We start from the raw sequence: 17,493 nt of genomic DNA on the forward strand, positions 1-17,493 counted from the left end.
CGGGCAGCGCGCTGCCCGTCCGCACACCGTGCTTCCGGGCGAAGTCGACGTCCATGGCCAGGTGCCCCGCGGCCAGGGCCGTCGCGGTGTGACCGGCCGCGTACTTGATGTGGGCGACCGAGTCCAGTTGCCCGTCGTAGCCGGAGACCACCGTCGTGACCCGCTTGCCGTCCGGCAGCTGGATCGCGATCGCCGCCAGCCGCTGCCGTACGACGGTGCCCGCGCCCGGGGTGCGGTGCACCGTGTCCGTGATCTCCTGCGGGAAGGGCAGGAAGTTGCGGTTCTGCACGATGTAGTCGGCACCGAGCGTCCTGTCGATCTGGTGGTCGAAGGAGCGGGTCATGGAGGTGCTGGCCACCGACATCCCGCCGACCAGGGCCAGTCCCACCATCAGGGCGGCGGCCGTCGCGCCGGTCCGGCGCGGATTGCGCAGGGCGTTGCGCTGGCTCATCCGCCCGATCGACCCGAACAACGCCGGGAACGCCCCGCCCAGCACGCGGATCAGCGGGCGTACCAGCAACGGCCCGGCGACCACGGTCGCGATCAGGGTGAGGACGACGCCGAGCCCCAGCAGCGAGGCGGCGGTCGCGGTTCTGCTCGCGGTGGCGCAGCCCGCGAGCGCCGCCACGCCGGCCGCCCCCACGACCGCGCCCACCACCGCGTGCACCCGCAACGGCCGCCCGACGCCGGCCACCTCGGTGTCCGCCAGCGCCGCCATGGGGGAGACGGCCGCGGCGCGGCGGGCCGGGAGGTAGGCCGCCACGAACGTGACGCCGATGCCGACCACGTAGGCCGCGACCGGGGTGACCCACCCGATGACCATCTCGGTCGTCCTCAGGTTCATGTCGAAGGCGCTCATGAGCCGGATGAGACCGGCCGCGAGGCCGATGCCGGCCGCCAGGCCCAGTGTGGAGCCCACCAGGCCGAGCAGGACCGCCTCGGTCAGCACCGACCGGCGCACCTGCCGCCGGTCCGCGCCCAGGGCGCGCAGCAGGCCCAGTTCCCGGGTGCGCTGGGCGATCAGCATCGAGAAGGTGTTGACGATCAGGAAGATCCCGACCAGGACCGCGATCCCGGCGAAGCCGAGCATCACGTACTTGATGATCTTCAGAAAACTGCCGAGGCTCGCGGCGGCCGACTTGGCCTGCTCACCGGCGGTCTTCACGTCGTACGACCCGGTACCGACCACCGCGGCGACGCGCTTCTTGAGCTGGGTGTCGCTGACGCCGGCGGCGGCGTCGACGGAGATGCCGGTCGCGCGGGCCGTGGAGCCGAGCAGTCTGGTCTGCGCGGTCGGTGTGTCGAGGAACAGCATCGCCGCGCCCGGGTTGGTGGTGGTGAACGTGGCGATGCCGACCACCTGCACCCGGAACGTGCCGGGCTGCGCCTGCACCGTCAGCACGTCGCCGATCCGCACGTGCTGGTGCCCGGCGGTGTCGGCGTCCAGGACGGCCTCACCGTCCCCGTGCGGTGTGTGACCGGAGGTCAGCTTCACCGGGCTGCGGTCGGTGACCTCCCAGTTCCGGGCGATGGTGGGCGCGCCGGTGGTGGGGCCGACCGGTTCGTTCCTGCGGTCGACCACCACCACGTTGTCGACCGCCGCGTCCACGTGGGTCGCCGCGACGCCCGGCACCTCGGCCACCCGCCGGGCGAGCGAGGCGGGCACGGTCTGGACCACGCCCGTGCGCACCGGCGACCTCAGGTCCTGCCTCGGCGACACCGTCACATCCGCGGCCGTGGAGGCGAACAGCTGGTCGAAGGTGCGGGTGACGGTGTCGGAGAAGATCATGCTGCCCGCGACGAAGGCCACGGACAGGACGACGGCCAGCGCGGAGAGCAGCAGACGCCCCTTGTGCGCGAGGAAGCTGCGCAGTGTCGCCTTGAGCACGCGGGTCAGGCCTCCCCGACGGCGGTGCCGTCCCCGTCGTGGAGCAGCCTCCCGCCCCCGACGGACCGATCGCGGGAGCCGGCAGTGCCGTCAGCGCCGTCCCGGCCGTCCTCGCCGTCCCGGACGGCGCGGACGTTCCGGCGGTCCAGGGCGGGGCCGGCCGCCCTCGTGGTGCCCCCGGTGAAGAGGCGCATGCGTTCCAGGACCGCCTCGGCCGTCGGGTGCTCCATCTCGTCCACGATGCGCCCGTCCGCCAGATAGAGCACGAGGTCGGAGTGGGCCGCGGCTCCCGGGTCGTGGGTCACCATGACCACCGTCTGGCCGAGGGTGTCGACGGCGTCGCGCAGGAAGCCGAGCACCTCCAGGCCGGCGCGCGAGTCGAGATTGCCGGTGGGCTCGTCCGCGAAGATCAGCTCGGGCCTGGAGGCGAGCGCCCGCGCACAGGCGACGCGCTGCTGCTGGCCGCCGGAGAGCTGGGATGGCCGGTGGGTGAGCCGGTTCCTGAGCCCGAGTGTGTCGATGACCTGGTCCAGCCATGCCTCGTCGGGTCTGCGGCCCGCGATGTCCATCGGCAGCGTGATGTTCTCCAGCGCGTTCAGCGTGGGGATCAGGTTGAACGACTGGAACATGAAGCCGATCCGGTCCCGGCGCAGCCGGGTCAGCTCTCGGTCTCTCAGCCCCGTGATCTCGGTGTCGCCGATCCACACCTGCCCCGCCGAGACGGTGTCGAGCCCGGCCAGGCAGTGCATCAGCGTGGACTTCCCGGAGCCGGAGGGACCCATGACCGCGGTGAAACGGCCTCGGGCGATGTCGACGTCCACCGCGTCCAGCGCGAGCACGGCGGTCTCGCCCGTCCCGTACGCCTTGGTCAGACCGCGGGCGTGGGCCGCGGACCCGTCGGACGACGCCCGGCCCGGCGCCGGAGCAGGAGTGGACACGGCGGCCTCCTCGGTGGTCCGTAGACCGTGAACGTGCTGAGTCATGACTGCTTTGTCCCCCGCCGAGCCTAATGTGACCGGGCGTACACCCGGTATCCCCCGATGGGCCCAGCCGATCTCCACCCGAGGCTCCACCCCAAGGTGGGGGCCCCGATTCCCGTGTAAGGGGCACCTGCCACGGGCCGGGCGGCGCACTTGCCCGTGCTAGCGGATCGGCGCTAGCTTCTAGGCATGGCGAAGACCCAGCTGAACGTGAGGGTGGACGAGGGCACCGCCCGCGCCGCCCGGGAACGGGCCCTGGCCCGCGGGATGAGCGTCAACCGCTACATCGAGGAACTGGTCCGCCAGGACACCGGGGAGGTCGGGCGCACCTTCGTGGAGGCCGCCGCCGACTTCATGAAGAGCTACGAGTCGGTGTTCGCGGAGGAGTTCGACGGGGGTTCCCCCGCTCGGGCGGAGTCGAGAGCGCAGGAGGATCTTCAGGGCCGCCCCGGGCACCGGAGCGAAGGTCGGCACTGATCCCTTGAACGACCTCACCATCGACCTCGCCTGGCTGCTCATGCTCGCGGAGCGGATGACGCCCGGGGACCCGCAGGTCACCGACTGGGGCGCCCTCGTCGCCGCCGTGGCACGGCACCGGGCCGAGATCTTCGACGTCCCCGTCTACGACACCCCGCACGCGCGGGCCGCCGCGCTGCTGCAGCTCCTCGTCCACGTCCCCGCGCTGGAGCGCTCCAACGCCCTGTTCGCCTCCGCGGTGGCCTACGCCTACCTGGTGGCCAGCGGACTGAAGGTCGTCACCTCACCCGAACAGGTGCGCGACCTGGCGCGGCTGGTCAAGAGCGGCGAGGCATCGGTGCAGGACATCGCGAAGGAGCTGCGCCAGTGGAGCCTGTGAGCGCGCCGGGCAACCGGCCCTCCGGTCAGCCCCCGGTGACCGACGCGTCCGCCACGGGCCGCCAGGCGGTGCCCAGCGAGCAGTACGAACTGGGCATGACCGGACCGTTCTCCGGCATCATCACCCGCCGGTAGGGGCCGAGTTCGAACCCCGCCTCGCGCAGGGCGGCGACCGGGTCGCGGGAGAGATGGCAGTTGCCGCTCAGCGGCGGCCACACCGTGCGGTCCAGCACGCGCTGGGCCAGGGTCATCGCCCGGCCGCCGCCCGTGCCGTGCTCGAAGAACCGCACCTCGCCGCCCGGCCGCAGGACCCGTCGCGCCTCGGCGAGGGCGCGCGGCAGGTCGCGCACACTGCACAGCACCAGCGAGAGCACCACCGCGTCGAACCCCTCGCTCTTGACCGGCAGGGCCTCCGCGCAGCCCGGGGCCACGTCCACCGGCACCTCGGCGTGCAGGGCCGCCGTCACGGCCTTCTGGCGCAGCATGCGCTCCGGCTCGATCGCGACGACCTCGGAGACGGTGCCCGGGTAGTGCGTGAAGTTCAGCCCGTTGCCCGCGCCGATCTCGATCACCCGTCCGGCCAGCCCGGCGAGCAGCCGATCGCGCACGCCGGCCATGCCCATCCTGGTCTCCGCGGCCACACTGAGCCGCGTGTAGCAGCGGGCGAACAGCGGATGGTGCACGGGATCCCGCGCCACCTTGCCGGAGCCGGTGGACCGGAGCGACATGACGACCTCCCGGACAGGACGGACCTACGGTGAGTGTCCCCCGTACGACTCCACCGCACGCACACGCCTGCCCGCAACGGCCCACGGCAGGCATGCCCGCACGAGGGCGCGCACCGTGGCCCGGTCGTGTCCCTGTCCCGTTCAGGCGAACGGCGCCGGTGCCTCCCGCTCCGTGAACGCCGCCGCGTCCCACCTGCCGCTCAGGCGCGGCGCCAGCCATCGCGGGGCGCCCGTGCGGAAGTCGGCCGGGGTGAGTGCCCCGGCACCCGCGGGCAGGGCGCCGAGCAGCGGGGCACCGGCCACGTGCGGCAGGTCGGCCAGGTTGCAGCGCGAGGCGAGGTCGGGCTCGGCGGGCCAGCTGCCGATCACCACGCCCAGCAGGTCGAGGCCCCGGGTGCGCAGCTCACGAGCCGTCAGCTCGGTGGTGTTCAAGGTGCCCAGACCGGCCGACGCGACGACCAGGACGGGTGCCCGCAGCAGCTGCGCCGCGTCCGCGAGCGTGCCGCCCGCCTCGTCGAACCGCACGAGCAGGCCGCCCGCCCCCTCGACCAGTACCAGGTCGTGCTCGGTGGCCAGCTTGGCGGCGGCCTCGGCGACCTCCTGCGGACGCACCGGCGCCCGCCTGGCCCGGCGCGCGGCCGTGCCTGGCGCCAGCGGCTCGGGATAGCGGGCGATCTCACTCGCCGTAACCGGTCCGGCGAGCCGGACGACCTCCGCGGCGTCCCCGTGCTCGTCCGGGCCCACACCGGTCTGCGCGGCCTTCAGCACGGCCACGGACCGGCCGGCCGCGGCGGCCGCCGCGGCGACGGCCGCCGTGGTCACCGTCTTGCCGACCTCCGTGCCCGTTCCCGTGATCACCAGTACCGGCATCTCATCCCTCCCGTGCCGCCGCGCACACCGCGCGCGCGATCCGTGCCACGTCCTCGTCACCCGTGACGTACGGCGGCATCGTGTACACCAGGTCCCGGAACGGCCGCAGCCACACGCCCTCGCGCACCGCGGCCCGCGTCGCCGCCGCCATGTCCACCGAGTGGTCGAGCTGGACGACCCCGATGGCGCCGAGGACCCGGACGTCCTTCACCCCGTCGAGCTCGGCCGCCGGAGCAAGCCCGTCCCGCAGTCCCGTCTCGATCCGTTCGACCTCGGCACGCCAGTCCTGGCCGAGCAGCAGGTCGATCGAGGCGCACGCCACGGCCGCCGCCAGCGGGTTGCCCATGAACGTCGGACCGTGCGCCAGCACCGGCACCTCGCCGCGCGAGATCCCATCGGCCACGCGCGCGGTGCACAGCGTCGCCGCCATCGTCAGATAGCCACCGGTCAGCGCCTTGCCCACGCACATCACGTCCGGTGTCACAGTCGCGTGCTCCGCCGCGAACAGCGCGCCGGTGCGGCCGAACCCGGTCGCGATCTCGTCGAACACCAGCAGGACACCGCTCGCGTCGCACGCCTCGCGCAGCACCCGCAGATAGGCGGGGGAGTGGAACCGCATCCCGCCCGCGCCCTGCACCACCGGCTCGACGATCACGGCGGCCAGTTCACCCGCATGCCGTTCGATCAGGTCGCGCAGACGGGCCGCGTACGCCTCGTCGTACTCGGCCGGCGGTGCGTCCGCGAACACCTGACGCGGCAGCACACCGGTCCACAGCTCGTGCATCCCGCCCTCGGGGTCGCACACGGACATCGGCTGCCAGGTGTCTCCGTGGTAGCCGCCCCGCCAGGTCAGCAGGCGCCGCTTGTCCGGGCGGCCGAGCGAACGCCAGTACTGCAGGCACATCTTGACCGCCACCTCGACCGAGACCGATCCGGAGTCGGCGAGGAACACATGCTCGAGACCGTCGGGCGACATGTCGACAAGACGCTTCGCGAGGCGGACGGCGGGCTCATGGGTGAGGCCGCCGAACATCACATGGCTCATCCGCGCCAGCTGCTCGTGGGCCGCCTCGTTGAGCACCGGGTGGTTGTAGCCGTGGATCGCGGCCCACCAGGACGACATGCCGTCCACGAGCTCGCCCGAGCCGTCGGCGAGCTTGAGCCGCACCCCGCTCGCCGACTCCACGACGAGCGGTTCCTGACGGCCGGGCATCGGGCCGTACGGGTGCCACACGTGCCGCCGGTCGAGATCCAGCAGCCCGGACACGCGCCGGTCGGGCAGATCAGGCATTGGGCGCGAGGTCCGTTCCGGCGCCCCGGCGGCGTACGGCGACGAGGTCCGTGCGGGGCTCGTTCGCCGAAGGGGCGGAGTCCGCACCGGCGCCGCACACGCCACCCTCGTGGCAGCCCCCGGCAGCCCGGTGCTCCGGCAGCGTGACCTGGTCGGGGCCCTCCACCTCGAACCCGGCGTCCGCGATCATCTCCAGGTCGGCCCTGCCGGCCTGGCCCTCGCTGGTCAGGTAGTCCCCGAGGAAGATCGAGTTGGCCAGGTGCAGGGCGAGCGGCTGCATGGTGCGCAGGTGCACCTCGCGGCCGCCCGCGATCCTGACCTCAACGTCGGGACAGACGAACCGGACCATCGCCAGGATCCGCAGGCAGCGCTGCGGGGTCAGGTTCCACTCCTTGGCGAGCGGAGTGCCCTCGAAGGGGATGAGGAAGTTCACCGGAACGGAGTCAGGGTCCAGCTCGCGCAGCGAGAAGACCACGTCGACCAGGTCCTCGTCGCTCTCGCCCATGCCGGCGATGAGACCCGAGCAGGGGGACAGCCCGGCCGCGTGCGCCTTGGCCACCGTGTCCACCCGGTCGGCGTAGGTGTGGGTGGTGGTGATGTCGCCGTAGGTCGCCTCGGAGGTGTTGAGGTTGTGGTTGTAGGCGTCGGCCCCTGCCTCGCGCAGCCGTTCGGCCTGGCCGTCGGAGAGCAGGCCGAGACAGGCGCACACCTCGACGCCCTCGTTCTGGTCCTTGATGGCCTTGATGGTCTCCGAGACCCGGTCCACGTCACGGTCCGTCGGACCGCGTCCGCTGGCCACCAGGCAGACCCGCTTCGCGCCGCCGGCCAGCCCGGCCGCCGCGGCCTTGGAGGCCTCGTCGGGCTTGAGCCAGGTGTACTTGAGGATCTCGGCCTTCGAGCCGAGCCGCTGCGAGCAGTAGGAGCAGTCCTCGGGGCACAGGCCGGACTTGAGGTTGACGAGATAGTTCAGTTTCACCCGTCGGCCGAACCAGTGACGGCGCACCTTCCCGGCCGCCGCCACCACATCGAGCAGGTCGTCGTCGGGGGTGGCCAGCACGGCCAGAGCCTCCTCGCGGGTCGGCAGCTCGCGCCGAAGCCCCTTGTCCACCAGCGTGTTCAGCAGGTCCATGAGAGCCGATCCTGTCCTACGCGACCGCCCCGGGCCAAGGAGAGTTTGCACAACAGAGACGGTTCGACGTGTGGGTATTGCCACACCATGCGCAGCGGGTCGTGCGGCTAGTGTCTGTCCACTGCCTACAAAAGCCCGGAGGAACCATGGCGTTCGGCTGGATCGACGAACAGGCGGATGTGCGCCGCCGGGCCGGACTCGTACGGACCCTGCGCCCCCGGCCGGCCGACTCGCCGCTCCTGGACCTGGCGAGCAACGACTACCTGGGGCTGGCCCGCCACCCCGAGGTGACCGACGGGGCCGCGGCGGCCGCGCGTGCCTGGGGCGGCGGCTCCACCGGCTCCCGGCTGGTCACCGGCACCACCGAGCTGCACACGGAACTGGAGCGGGAGCTGGCCGACTTCTGCGGTTTCGAGGCGGCGCTCGTCTTCTCCTCCGGCTACGCCGCCAACCTGGCTGCGGTGACCGCGCTCGCGCCGCACGGCTCGCTGATCGTCTCCGACGCGGGCAACCACGCCTCGCTCATCGACGGCTGCCGGCTGGCCCGCGGCGCGACACAGGTCGTCGGGCACGCCGACCCGGAGGCCGTGCGCAAGGCGCTCGCCACCCACGCCGGCGAGGCGGTCCTCGTCTCCGACACGGTGTTCTCGGTCGACGGCGACGCGGCCCCGCTCACCGAGTTCGCGGCGGCCTGCCGGGAGCACGGCGCGGGCCTGGTCGTCGACGACGCCCACGGCCTGGGCGTCCTCGGCCCGGGTGGCCGTGGAGCCCCGCACGCGGCGGGGCTCGCGGGCGCCGACGACGTCGTGGTGACGGCCACTCTGTCGAAGTCGCTGGGCAGCCAGGGCGGGGCCGTGCTGGGACCCGCCCGGGTGGTCGAGCACCTGGTCAACGCGGCCCGGACGTTCATCTTCGACACCGGTCTCGCCCCCGCCGCGGCGGGGGCGGCCCTGGCCGCGCTGCGACTGCTGCGCCGCGAGCCGGAGCGGGCGGCGCGGGCGCGCACGGTGGCGAACGAACTGCACGCACGCCTGACCGCCGCGGGGCTCGAGGCGGTACGCCCTGACGCCGCGGTGGTCTCGGTGCGCGCGCCGTCCCCGGAGAATGCCGTGCGCTGGGCGGCTGACTGCCGTGCGGCGGGTCTGGCCGTGGGCTGCTTCCGTCCTCCTTCCGTGCCCGACGGCATCTCAAGGCTCAGGCTGACCGCCCGCGCCGACCTCTCCGAGGCTCAGATCGAACGCGCTGTAGGGGTGATCGGCGAAACGCGACCATGAGTCGGCGTGACACGGCCGTGCGTCGCCACATGCGGAACGGGTGCGATGCGGGGTCGTGCGATGGGGGCCGGGTCCTGCTGGGCGGCGCCCCGGAACTCAGACGGGGTGCACCGCGGCCGTGAAGTCCGCCCAGCTCCCCGGGGAGAAGAGCAGCGCGGGCCCGGCCGGGTCCTTGGAGTCGCGCACGGCGAGCAGTCCGGCGTACGGCCCTGAGGCCGGCCGGGCCGTCTCGACGCAGTTGTTGGCTCCCGTGCTGTAACTGCTGCGCAGCCACTGCACACCGTGCAGATCGGTAGCGGAAGGTACGTGCCGCGGCAGAGCGGACATGGTGCCTCCTTACGCGGTTGCGTGCGGTGTCGTCACCTGTCGTGGTGTATCCCGGCGATGAAGTCCAGCGAGTCCTCGATCGAAAGCGCGTGGTACCGAAGGGTGTCGAAGGCCTCGGTGTAGGCCTCTAGGTCTTCTTTCCGCTCCAGATGGAGGCTACTCGTCAAGTGGTCTAGAACAACGACGTCCAGATCAGAAGTGTTCGAAAATGAAAAGATTACGAAAGGCCCGGTGATGCCGATATGCGCCCCGGCGGCGAACGGCAGTACCTGAAGCCGTACTTGGGGCAGTTGCGCCGCCCGAGTCAGCCGGTCCAGCTGCCGTGACATCACCTCCGGCCCGCCGACCTCCCGGCGCAGCACCGCCTCGTCCAGCACGGCGTGCAGTTCCAGCGGCGGATCGGCCCGCAGTACGTCCTGGCGGGCCAGCCGCACCTCCACCAGCGCGTCCAGTCGGTCGTCGTCGAGGCCGTCCACGGCGGCCCGGGTCACCGCACGGGCGTACTCGGGGGTCTGCAGCAGTCCCGGGACCACCGAGGTCTCCAGGGTGCGCATCGCGGTCGCCTGCGACTCCAGGCTGATGAAGTCCCGGTAGGTCGGTGGCAGTACGCCGCGGTAGGCGTGCCACCAGTGCTGCCGCCCGTCTCCGTCCTCGGCGCCCGCCAACACCATGAGCAGACCGCGCAGTTGGGAGTCATGGACGGCATAGGCGTCCAGAAGTAACCGCACATCGGCCGGTTTCACCCCGCTCGCGCCGGTCTCGATCCGGCTCACCTTCGACTGGTGCCAACCCACCAGGCGGGCCGCCTCACCACTGGTGAGACCCGCGTCGGCGCGCAGCGCGCGCAGTTCGGCGCCCAGCTTCCGGCGGCGCACCGCGGGACCGTGCTGCATCGACTGCTCCTTACTCCTTCTGGGCCTCCGGCGACAGCCTTCGGCAACCCGCGCCAAATACGCTCGCTCGTCGCAGAGTTCACCGCTTCGAGCGACAGATATATGCACATCTTGGTGGATCGCCGCGCGTGAGCGGCCCGGTGGTGGCAGTCTGACGGCGAAGCACCAGTCCGGGACCGTACTCGAACCATCCGCTCCGTGTCGGACTGCGGTCCCGTGGGAAAGGGACGACGTCGCCATGGCAGACCATCTGGAAGCATCCGTCACTCTGCCGAGCGATCCCGCCTCGGTCGGCGCCGCCCGGGCCTATGCGGTGGACACCCTGGTGGAGTGGGGTCTGCCGTCGGACACGGACACCGCCGACACCGTACGGCTCATCGTGTCCGAACTCGCCACCAACGCCGTGCAGCACACCTTGGGGCAGTCACCCACCTTCACGGTGGACCTGGTCCTCGAACGTGACGAAGAGCTGCGCATCGGGGTGACCGACAGCCACCCGCGCCTGCCCAAACGACTGCCGGCCGCCGTCCAGCAGGACAACGGCCGGGGAATGGTGATCATCCGGTGGCTCACCGCGGAGTACGGCGGCAGACTGACCGTGCGGCCCACCCACGAGGGCGGCAAGACGGTCTGGATCGAACTCCCGTGGACCTTCGGCAACCGCGCGGTCACGGCGGCGGGCCTGCAGGAGCCCTAGGGTCTTTCTTTTGGATCAGGCCGTGCCTGCCCTGCGAGCCCGGCATGATTCAAACGAGAGGCCCTCGGGGCTGGCGTGCCCTGTGCGGCAGCCCGAGGTGGTGGCGACGCCCCCGGGACGCCACCACCACCTCGGGCGGGTCAGCTGACCCGCCCGTACCAGACGCTGCGCGTCCAGATCTTCTGCAGCCGCACCACGTCTCCGGTCTTGGGAGCGTGCCAGATCTTGCCCGCGCCGGCGTAGATGCCGACGTGGTAGACGTACGAGCCCGAGTGGAAGAACACCAGGTCCCCGGCCCTGCGGCTGCGGGCGGAGATGTGCCGGGTCCTGTTGTACTGCTGGGCGGCCGTGCGGGGCAGCCTCTTGCCCGCCTTCTTGAACGAGTACAGCGTGAGGCCGGAGCAGTCGAACCTGCGCGGCCCGGTCGCTCCCCACTGGTAGGGGGAGCCCTGCTTGGACGCCGCGATCTTGAGCGCCTTCGTCGCCAGAGTCGCGGCCGAGGCGTCGGGTGCGACGCCCGGCACCACGATCGTGCCGCCCACGGCGGCGATGGTCAGGGCCGAGGCCGTGCCGGCCCGGGCCATGAACGACGGGACACGATTGAGCGCAGTCATGCGCAACCCTTCGTCAGCCGCCTGTGAAGGATGACCTGTCGGATTCGGGCTGGCGAAGTAGCCCGGCCGCGTCTGACGCGGCTTCACCCCAAGGGCTGCTCGGCCCGGCCATGGCGTGACCGAACCGGCGACCCGTCGTGCTCGGGTCCTCCACTCCTGCCGATCCACTTCCGTCGACCGGTCGTCCGCGCGGCGGCAGGACTCGGCGTCCGCCCGGACCGCCCCGCCGCTGTGGCGGGGGCTTGTCGTCAGACAGGGATCTTGGCTCACGGCTGTCCGAAAATCCCAACGGAACCGTGGATTTGTGTTGTTACTCACCACTCGCCCGTTCGGGTGGACACACGCGTCTTCGAACGACTGTCCCCTTTCCGGGCGAGGCCCGGACCAGCGCCGGAACACCCCGTTGCGCCATCCGGAGCAGGTGTGTTGCGCAACCGCTGCGGCCCCGAAACAGGATGTTCGTTTCCATCGAAAGGCGGTACGTCATTTGGTCCGTTCCGGCCCATGTTCGCGTACCGCGTGTCCGGCGCCGACCGGTGGGTCGGGCTTCGATGGCGTCAACTGGCGCCGTCGGGCGGCACGGTGACCCGAGCTGTTCGCCGCTCGCCGTCGAGGACGCGCAGCGCCCGCGCCAGGGTCGCCGCGTGCAGCTCCGTCTCGCCCCGCTGGTGCATCAGCGACAGCGCGTCGCGCAGCTCGGCCGCCCTGCCGACCAGCGCCTGAGCGGCCCTCAGGCCCCGGTAGGTGTCGCCAGACCGGCCCGGGTTGATCCGGCCGAGCAGGTCCACGACGTCGAGGTAACGGTCGATCAGTTCCGCCTCCGCGCGGGTCAGCGCGGGCAGCGGCGGCAGCTCGGGCGGCAGCATCGGCGGCTCACCCCGCGTCCGGTGCGGTCCGCGCGGCGTCCCGGCCCGGGACGATCCGGTCCACCAGCCCGTACTCCAGCGCGCCCCGCGCGTCCAGGACCGTCTCGCGGTCGAGGTCCGCGTCCACCTGCTCCGGCGTGCGTCCGGTGTGCCGTACGAGCAGCTCCTCCAGACGGGCCCGGACGCGCAGCAGTTCGTCGGCGCGGACGGTCAGGTCCGACACCTGCCCCTCCACCGGCTCGGGCAGCGACGGCTGCCTCAGCACCACCCGGGCGCCGGGCAGCGCTGACCGCTTGCCCGGGGCGCCGGCGGCCAGCAGCACCGCCGCGGCCGAGACGGCCTGGCCCAGGCAGACCGTCGCCACGTCGCAGGCGACGTACGTCATCGTGTCGTGGATCGCCGCCATGGCGTCGAACGAGCCGCCGGGGGAGTTGATGTACAGCGAGACGTCCCGGTCGGGGTTCTGGTGCTCCAGGTGGATCAGCTGTGCGACGACGTCGTTCGCGGAGGTGTCGTCGACCGGGGTGCCGAGCAGAACGATCCGTTCCTCCAGCAGCTTCGCGTACGGATCCAGGGTCCGTCGTCCGGCGCTGGTGCGCTCGGTGAACTCCGGCAGGACGTGGCGGGCGGACGGTCGGGTCATGGCGCATCCCTCCAGACGGGGGTCTGTAAAAAATGTACAGGACGTACGTACCCCGGCGGCGGATCACCCGCCGGTTCGGCCTCCGGTCGTGCTCGCGGTGCTCCTGGAGCAAGCTGGAGATGGAACTCCGGCCGCTCGACGACCCAGGGGATCTCCATGGCGTTCTTCGCGATTTCCCGGTGGCATCCCCTCCAGCCGCTCTCCGTGACCGACCTCGTGCTGGAGCACGAGCGGCTGCACGAGGAGATCGGCCAGCTGCAGCACGCCGTGACCTCGCACGCCGTCATCGACCAGGCCATCGGCGCCGTGGTGGCCTTCGGGGGCATACCGCCCGACGACGCCTGGCGGGTCCTGCGGGAGGTCTCCCAGCGCACGAACACCAAGGTGCGCACGGTCGCCGAGCACATCCTGAAGTTCGCGCAGGGAGGCGCGCTGTCCGACACCGAGCTGGAGGAGCTGAGGCGGGCGCTCGACCGGCATGCGGTGGGCCTCCCCGCGGGCCGCTCCGAGGCCTGAGGGCGTCCGCGAACGCCCCGTAAGGTGGGTTGTATGGCCTACGAGATTCCGGTGACGCAAGCCAGGGCTGAGCTCGCCGATCTGATCAACCGGGTGGTGTACGGCGGTGAGCGCGTCGTGGTCACGCGGCACGGCAAGCCCCTGGTCGCGCTGGTCTCCGCCGCCGATCTGCGACGGCTGGAGGGCGAGGGCGACGACTCCGCCGGGGAGCAGGTGATCGGCTCGGTCTCCCAGGTCCGGGACGTGCCGTCCGTTCCGCGCGAGCAGCACCGTTTCGGCATCACGGCGGAGCACCGGGGACCGGAGGCCCGGTAGCGGGCGCCACGGCGGCTGCGGTGCCTCCCTCGGCGTGACGCCTTCCCCCTGTGCGGCTGCTTCTCGGGGTGCCTCCCCGGGGCACGACGCCTCCTCGGGTGCGACTCCTGGCTCCTCCCCGGTCGCGGCCCGTCCCCGCTGCGGCCGTCCTCCGGCCGCGACGCCACGCAGTGATGCGTATGGACCGGCCCATCTGCCGGTCATGGAACGATCAAGGTCTGGTTAACGTCGCTGAAACTCCGGCGAACTAGCCTGCCGTTCCACGTCACCTGGGGTTTTTCCGTCCGGGTTGTTCGAAAATGGGCGGCCTGTCCGTGTGTTAGACCTGTCCCGTCGCGGTGGCTGCGGCAACCGGACCCCGCACGGTCCGGAGCGAGGACTGTGAGGTGGGTACGTGCAACTGACCCCGCACGAACAAGAGAGGCTGCTCGTCCATGTGGCGGCCGACGTGGCCGAGAAGCGCCGGGCCCGCGGACTGAGGCTGAACCACCCGGAGGCGGTCGCCCTCATCACGTCGCACATCCTCGAAGGCGCCCGGGACGGCCGTACCGTGGCCGAGCTCATGTCCACCGGACGCAAGCTGCTCACCAGGGACGACGTCATGGAGGGCGTCCCGGAGATGATCCACGACGTCCAGGTCGAGGCCACCTTCCCCGACGGCACCAAGCTCGTGACCGTCCACGAGCCGATCGTCTGAGGGGGAGGACGCCGTGATTCCCGGAGAGATCCTGTTCGCCGACGGCCCGATCGTCTACAACGAGGGCCGCGAGGTGACCCGGCTGACCGTCCTGAACGCCGCCGACCGCCCCGTCCAGGTCGGTTCCCACTACCACTTCGCCGAGGCCAACCCTGGCCTGGAGTTCGACCGTGCCGCCGCGCACGGACGGCGGCTGAACATCGCCGCCGGGACCGCCGTGCGCTTCGAGCCGGGCATCCCCGTCGACGTCGAACTCGTCCCGCTCGCCGGTGCCCGGATCGTGCCGGGGCTGCGCGGCCGGATCGGGGGTGCTCTCGATGCCTGAGATCTCCCGCGCCGCCTACGCCGACCTGTTCGGCCCCACCACCGGCGACCGCATCCGGCTCGCCGACACCGACCTGATCATCGAGGTCGAGGAGGACCGCTCCGGCGGCCCCGGGCTCGCCGGCGACGAGGCCGTCTTCGGCGGCGGCAAGGTCATCCGCGAGTCCATGGGGCAGTCGCGGGCCACCCGCGCCGACGGCGCCCCCGACACCGTGATCACCGGTGTCGTCATCGTCGACCACTGGGGGATCGTCAAGGCCGACGTCGGCATCCGCGACGGCCGGATCACCGGCATCGGCAAGGCGGGCAACCCCGACACCATGGACGGCGTCCACCCGGACCTGGTCCTCGGCCCGGAGACCGAGGTCATCGCGGGCAACGGCCGGATCCTCACCGCCGGGGCCATAGACGCGCACGTCCACTTCATCTGCCCGCAGGTCGCCGACGAGGCGCTCGCCTCCGGCATCACGACCCTGGTGGGCGGCGGCACCGGCCCGGCCGAGGGCTCGAAGGCGACCACCGTGACGCCCGGCCCGTGGCACCTGGCCCGGACGCTGGAGGCCCTGGAGGCCTACCCGCTCAACATCGGCCTGCTGGGCAAGGGCAACACCGTCTCCCACGAGGCGATGCTCTCCCAGATCCGCGGCGGGGCACTGGGCCTGAAGCTGCACGAGGACTGGGGCTCCACGCCCGCCGTCATCGACGCCGCGCTCACGGTCGCCGACCGGACCGGCATCCAGGTCGCGATCCACACCGACACCCTCAACGAGGCCGGTTTCGTGGGCGACACGCTCGCCGCCATCGCCGGGCGCGGCATCCACAGCTACCACACCGAGGGCGCCGGCGGTGGTCACGCGCCGGACATCATGACCGTGGTCGGTGAGCCGAACGTGCTGCCGAGCTCGACCAACCCGACCCGTCCGTTCACCGTCAACACCGCCGAGGAACACCTCGACATGCTGATGGTGTGCCACCACCTCAACCCCGCGGTGCCGGAGGACCTGGCGTTCGCCGAGTCGCGGATCCGCCCGTCGACGATCGGCGCCGAGGACGTCCTGCACGACCTCGGCGCGATCTCGATCATCTCCTCCGACTCCCAGGCCATGGGGCGCGTCGGCGAGGTGATCCTGCGAACCTGGCAGACGGCACACGTCATGAAGCGGCGCAGGGGAACGCTGCCGGGCGACGGGCGCGCCGACAACCACCGTGTACGCCGCTATGTCGCCAAGTACACGATCAACCCGGCCGCCGCGCAGGGCCTGGACCGCGAGATCGGCTCCGTCCGGACCGGCAAGCTCGCCGACCTGGTGCTGTGGGAGCCCGCGTTCTTCGGGGTCAAGCCACTGATGGTCATCAAGGGCGGCCAGATCGCGTACGCGCAGATGGGCGACGCCAACGCGTCGATCCCGACCCCGCAGCCCGTCCTGCCGCGCCCGATGTACGGCGCGATCGGACGGGCGCCCGCGTCCAACTCGTTCAACTTCGTGGCCCCGCTCGCGCTGGAGGACGGGTTGCCGGAGCGGCTCCAGCTCGGCAAGCGCTTCGTCGCCATCGAGTCCACGCGCGGGGTGACCAAGGCCGACATGCGGGAGAACGACGCGCGGCCGGACGTGCGCATCGACCCCGACAGCTTCGCCGTCCGCGTCGACGGAGAGCTGGTCGAGGCGACACCGGCCGCCGAACTGCCCATGGCCCAGCGCTACTTCCTCTTCTGAGGCGTCGTGAAGACAGTTGTGTCAAGAGCAGCGCTTCTCGTTCTGGCCGACGGCCGCTTCCCCGCCGGAGGGCACGCGCACTCCGGCGGGGCCGAGGCGGCCGTCAAGGCCGGGCGCATCACCGGGGCGGCGGACCTGGAGCACTTCTGCCGGGGACGGCTGCACACGGTCGGGCTGGTCGCCGCCGCCCTCGCCGCGGCCGCCGCGCTCGGGCACGACCCGGCGGAGCTCGACGCGGCGGCGGACGCGCGGACTTCGTCTCCCGCGCTGCGGCTGGCCGCGCGCAGGCTGGGGCGGCAGCTGATGCGGGCCGCCCGGGCGACCTGGCCGGCGGCCGAACTCGACTCCGTGGCACGGGAGTTCCCCAAGGGGGCCCATCAGCCGGTGGTGCTCGGACTGGCGGCGCGGGCGGCCGGGCTGGGGCCCGACGACGCGGCGTACTGCGCGGTGTACGAGAGCGTGAGCGGGCCGGCCACGGCGACGGTGCGGTTGCTCGGTCTCGATCCGTTCGACGTGACCGCCGTCCTGGCCCGGCTGGCGCCGGAGCTGGACCGGGTGGTCGAGCGGGCGGTGGCCGCGGCGCGGCTGGTCGCCGCCGACGGCGTCGACGCATTGCCCGCTGCCTCGGCCCCGCTGCTCGAGATCGGTGCCGAGGCGCATGCCGCCTGGCCTGTGCGGTTGTTCGCGTCATAGGTCCTGTCGTCGAACTCCCGTCTGCCCTGCGACGCCATGCACGCTCCCCCACCGCCTTGACGGCGCGGGAGGTGCCCCCACTCGCCGCACCGGGCACGGGCCCGAGTACATCCAGTACGAGGGCCAGTGCCCGGGGCAACGAGAGCACGCACCTGATGCCGCCGGGCCCGCCCTCCGG

Annotated in this window: 21 protein-coding genes; 10 read left to right on the forward strand and 11 right to left on the reverse strand. The window is 72.1% G+C overall.

Annotated elements, in window-relative coordinates:
* The coding region (locus BZY54_RS26040) for an ABC transporter permease (RefSeq protein ID WP_086727759.1) at nucleotides 1-1,888 on the reverse strand (1,888 nt) is incomplete at its 3' end.
* A 5-nt stretch (nucleotides 1,889-1,893) separates the two neighbouring features.
* Nucleotides 1,894-2,871 carry an ABC transporter ATP-binding protein gene (locus BZY54_RS26045; RefSeq protein ID WP_244217338.1) on the reverse strand — a complete coding sequence of 326 codons (978 nt, stop codon included), beginning with the start codon at nucleotides 2,869-2,871 and terminating at the stop codon, nucleotides 1,894-1,896.
* A gap of 186 nt (nucleotides 2,872-3,057) precedes the next feature.
* Here BZY54_RS26045 and BZY54_RS26050 point away from each other — a divergent pair, with 186 nt between their 5' ends.
* Together BZY54_RS26050 and BZY54_RS26055 are read left to right on the forward strand one after the other, a co-directional pair.
* Nucleotides 3,058-3,345, forward strand: coding sequence for a toxin-antitoxin system HicB family antitoxin (locus BZY54_RS26050; protein ID WP_086727761.1), 288 nt, complete (start codon nucleotides 3,058-3,060; stop codon nucleotides 3,343-3,345).
* Between the two features lie 4 nt (nucleotides 3,346-3,349).
* Nucleotides 3,350-3,724, forward strand: a complete 375-nt coding sequence (locus tag BZY54_RS26055; protein ID WP_086727762.1) for a fic family toxin-antitoxin system, toxin component — start codon at nucleotides 3,350-3,352, stop codon at nucleotides 3,722-3,724.
* Between the two features lie 25 nt (nucleotides 3,725-3,749).
* Here the strand turns inward: BZY54_RS26055 and BZY54_RS26060 are convergent, their stop codons facing one another.
* From BZY54_RS26060 to bioB, 4 genes are all read right to left on the reverse strand, one after another.
* Entirely contained in the window at nucleotides 3,750-4,451 is a 702-nt protein-coding gene (locus tag BZY54_RS26060; protein WP_086727763.1) for a class I SAM-dependent methyltransferase, read from the reverse strand.
* Nucleotides 4,452-4,592: 141 nt separating this feature from the next.
* Nucleotides 4,593-5,321, reverse strand: a complete 729-nt coding sequence (gene bioD / locus BZY54_RS26065; protein WP_086727764.1) for a dethiobiotin synthase — start codon at nucleotides 5,319-5,321, stop codon at nucleotides 4,593-4,595.
* A gap of 1 nt (nucleotide 5,322) precedes the next feature.
* Nucleotides 5,323-6,612: an adenosylmethionine--8-amino-7-oxononanoate transaminase gene (locus tag BZY54_RS26070; RefSeq protein ID WP_086727765.1), complete on the reverse strand. Its 1,290-nt coding sequence runs from the start codon at nucleotides 6,610-6,612 to the stop codon at nucleotides 5,323-5,325.
* Nucleotides 6,605-7,741: a biotin synthase BioB gene (gene bioB, locus BZY54_RS26075; RefSeq protein ID WP_086727766.1), complete on the reverse strand. Its 1,137-nt coding sequence runs from the start codon at nucleotides 7,739-7,741 to the stop codon at nucleotides 6,605-6,607. The genes BZY54_RS26070 and bioB overlap by 8 nt, the downstream gene beginning before the upstream one ends.
* A gap of 146 nt (nucleotides 7,742-7,887) precedes the next feature.
* On the opposite strand from bioB, the gene BZY54_RS26080 reads away from it, so the two are divergent.
* Nucleotides 7,888-9,015, forward strand: coding sequence for an 8-amino-7-oxononanoate synthase (locus tag BZY54_RS26080; RefSeq protein WP_086727767.1), 1,128 nt, complete (start codon nucleotides 7,888-7,890; stop codon nucleotides 9,013-9,015).
* A 96-nt stretch (nucleotides 9,016-9,111) separates the two neighbouring features.
* Here the strand turns inward: BZY54_RS26080 and BZY54_RS26085 are convergent, their stop codons facing one another.
* Both BZY54_RS26085 and BZY54_RS26090 read right to left on the reverse strand, forming a co-directional pair.
* A complete protein-coding gene (locus tag BZY54_RS26085) occupies nucleotides 9,112-9,342 on the reverse strand; it encodes a DUF397 domain-containing protein (protein ID WP_086727768.1) in 231 nt (76 codons plus the stop codon).
* 32 nt (nucleotides 9,343-9,374) lie between these two features.
* Nucleotides 9,375-10,235 carry a helix-turn-helix domain-containing protein gene (locus BZY54_RS26090; protein ID WP_086727769.1) on the reverse strand — a complete coding sequence of 287 codons (861 nt, stop codon included), beginning with the start codon at nucleotides 10,233-10,235 and terminating at the stop codon, nucleotides 9,375-9,377.
* Between the two features lie 238 nt (nucleotides 10,236-10,473).
* On the opposite strand from BZY54_RS26090, the gene BZY54_RS26095 reads away from it, so the two are divergent.
* Nucleotides 10,474-10,932: an ATP-binding protein gene (locus BZY54_RS26095; protein ID WP_086727770.1), complete on the forward strand. Its 459-nt coding sequence runs from the start codon at nucleotides 10,474-10,476 to the stop codon at nucleotides 10,930-10,932.
* A gap of 140 nt (nucleotides 10,933-11,072) precedes the next feature.
* Here BZY54_RS26095 and BZY54_RS26100 read toward each other — a convergent pair whose 3' ends face one another.
* From BZY54_RS26100 to BZY54_RS26110, 3 genes are all read right to left on the reverse strand, one after another.
* Nucleotides 11,073-11,546, reverse strand: a complete 474-nt coding sequence (locus BZY54_RS26100; protein ID WP_086727771.1) for a C40 family peptidase — start codon at nucleotides 11,544-11,546, stop codon at nucleotides 11,073-11,075.
* Nucleotides 11,547-12,103: 557 nt separating this feature from the next.
* The gene (locus tag BZY54_RS26105; protein ID WP_086727772.1) at nucleotides 12,104-12,412 is read right to left on the reverse strand and encodes a hypothetical protein; all 309 of its coding nucleotides are present in this window, start codon (nucleotides 12,410-12,412) and stop codon (nucleotides 12,104-12,106) included.
* A 7-nt stretch (nucleotides 12,413-12,419) separates the two neighbouring features.
* Nucleotides 12,420-13,055 (reverse strand): ATP-dependent Clp protease proteolytic subunit, encoded by a 636-nt coding sequence (locus BZY54_RS26110; protein ID WP_086727773.1) that lies wholly within the window; start codon nucleotides 13,053-13,055, stop codon nucleotides 12,420-12,422.
* 156 nt (nucleotides 13,056-13,211) lie between these two features.
* On the opposite strand from BZY54_RS26110, the gene BZY54_RS26115 reads away from it, so the two are divergent.
* From BZY54_RS26115 to BZY54_RS26140, 6 genes are all read left to right on the forward strand, one after another.
* Complete coding sequence (locus BZY54_RS26115; RefSeq protein ID WP_086727774.1) at nucleotides 13,212-13,571, forward strand: ANTAR domain-containing protein; 360 nt, start codon at nucleotides 13,212-13,214, stop codon at nucleotides 13,569-13,571.
* A 33-nt stretch (nucleotides 13,572-13,604) separates the two neighbouring features.
* Nucleotides 13,605-13,886, forward strand: a complete 282-nt coding sequence (locus BZY54_RS26120; protein WP_086727775.1) for a type II toxin-antitoxin system Phd/YefM family antitoxin — start codon at nucleotides 13,605-13,607, stop codon at nucleotides 13,884-13,886.
* A 394-nt stretch (nucleotides 13,887-14,280) separates the two neighbouring features.
* The gene (locus BZY54_RS26125) at nucleotides 14,281-14,583 is read left to right on the forward strand and encodes an urease subunit gamma (RefSeq protein ID WP_086727776.1); all 303 of its coding nucleotides are present in this window, start codon (nucleotides 14,281-14,283) and stop codon (nucleotides 14,581-14,583) included.
* Nucleotides 14,584-14,596: 13 nt separating this feature from the next.
* Nucleotides 14,597-14,908: an urease subunit beta gene (locus tag BZY54_RS26130; protein WP_086727777.1), complete on the forward strand. Its 312-nt coding sequence runs from the start codon at nucleotides 14,597-14,599 to the stop codon at nucleotides 14,906-14,908.
* Nucleotides 14,901-16,622, forward strand: a complete 1,722-nt coding sequence (locus BZY54_RS26135; protein WP_086727779.1) for an urease subunit alpha — start codon at nucleotides 14,901-14,903, stop codon at nucleotides 16,620-16,622. The genes BZY54_RS26130 and BZY54_RS26135 overlap by 8 nt, the downstream gene beginning before the upstream one ends.
* An 18-nt stretch (nucleotides 16,623-16,640) precedes the next feature.
* On the forward strand, nucleotides 16,641-17,315 hold the full coding sequence (locus tag BZY54_RS26140) for an urease accessory protein UreF (RefSeq protein WP_086727778.1): 675 nt from the start codon (nucleotides 16,641-16,643) through the stop codon (nucleotides 17,313-17,315).
* Nucleotides 17,316-17,493: the final 178 nt, after the last annotated feature.

Source organism: Streptomyces carpinensis (assembly GCF_002154505.1).
Taxonomy (GTDB): Bacteria; Actinomycetota; Actinomycetes; order Streptomycetales; family Streptomycetaceae; genus Streptomyces; species Streptomyces carpinensis.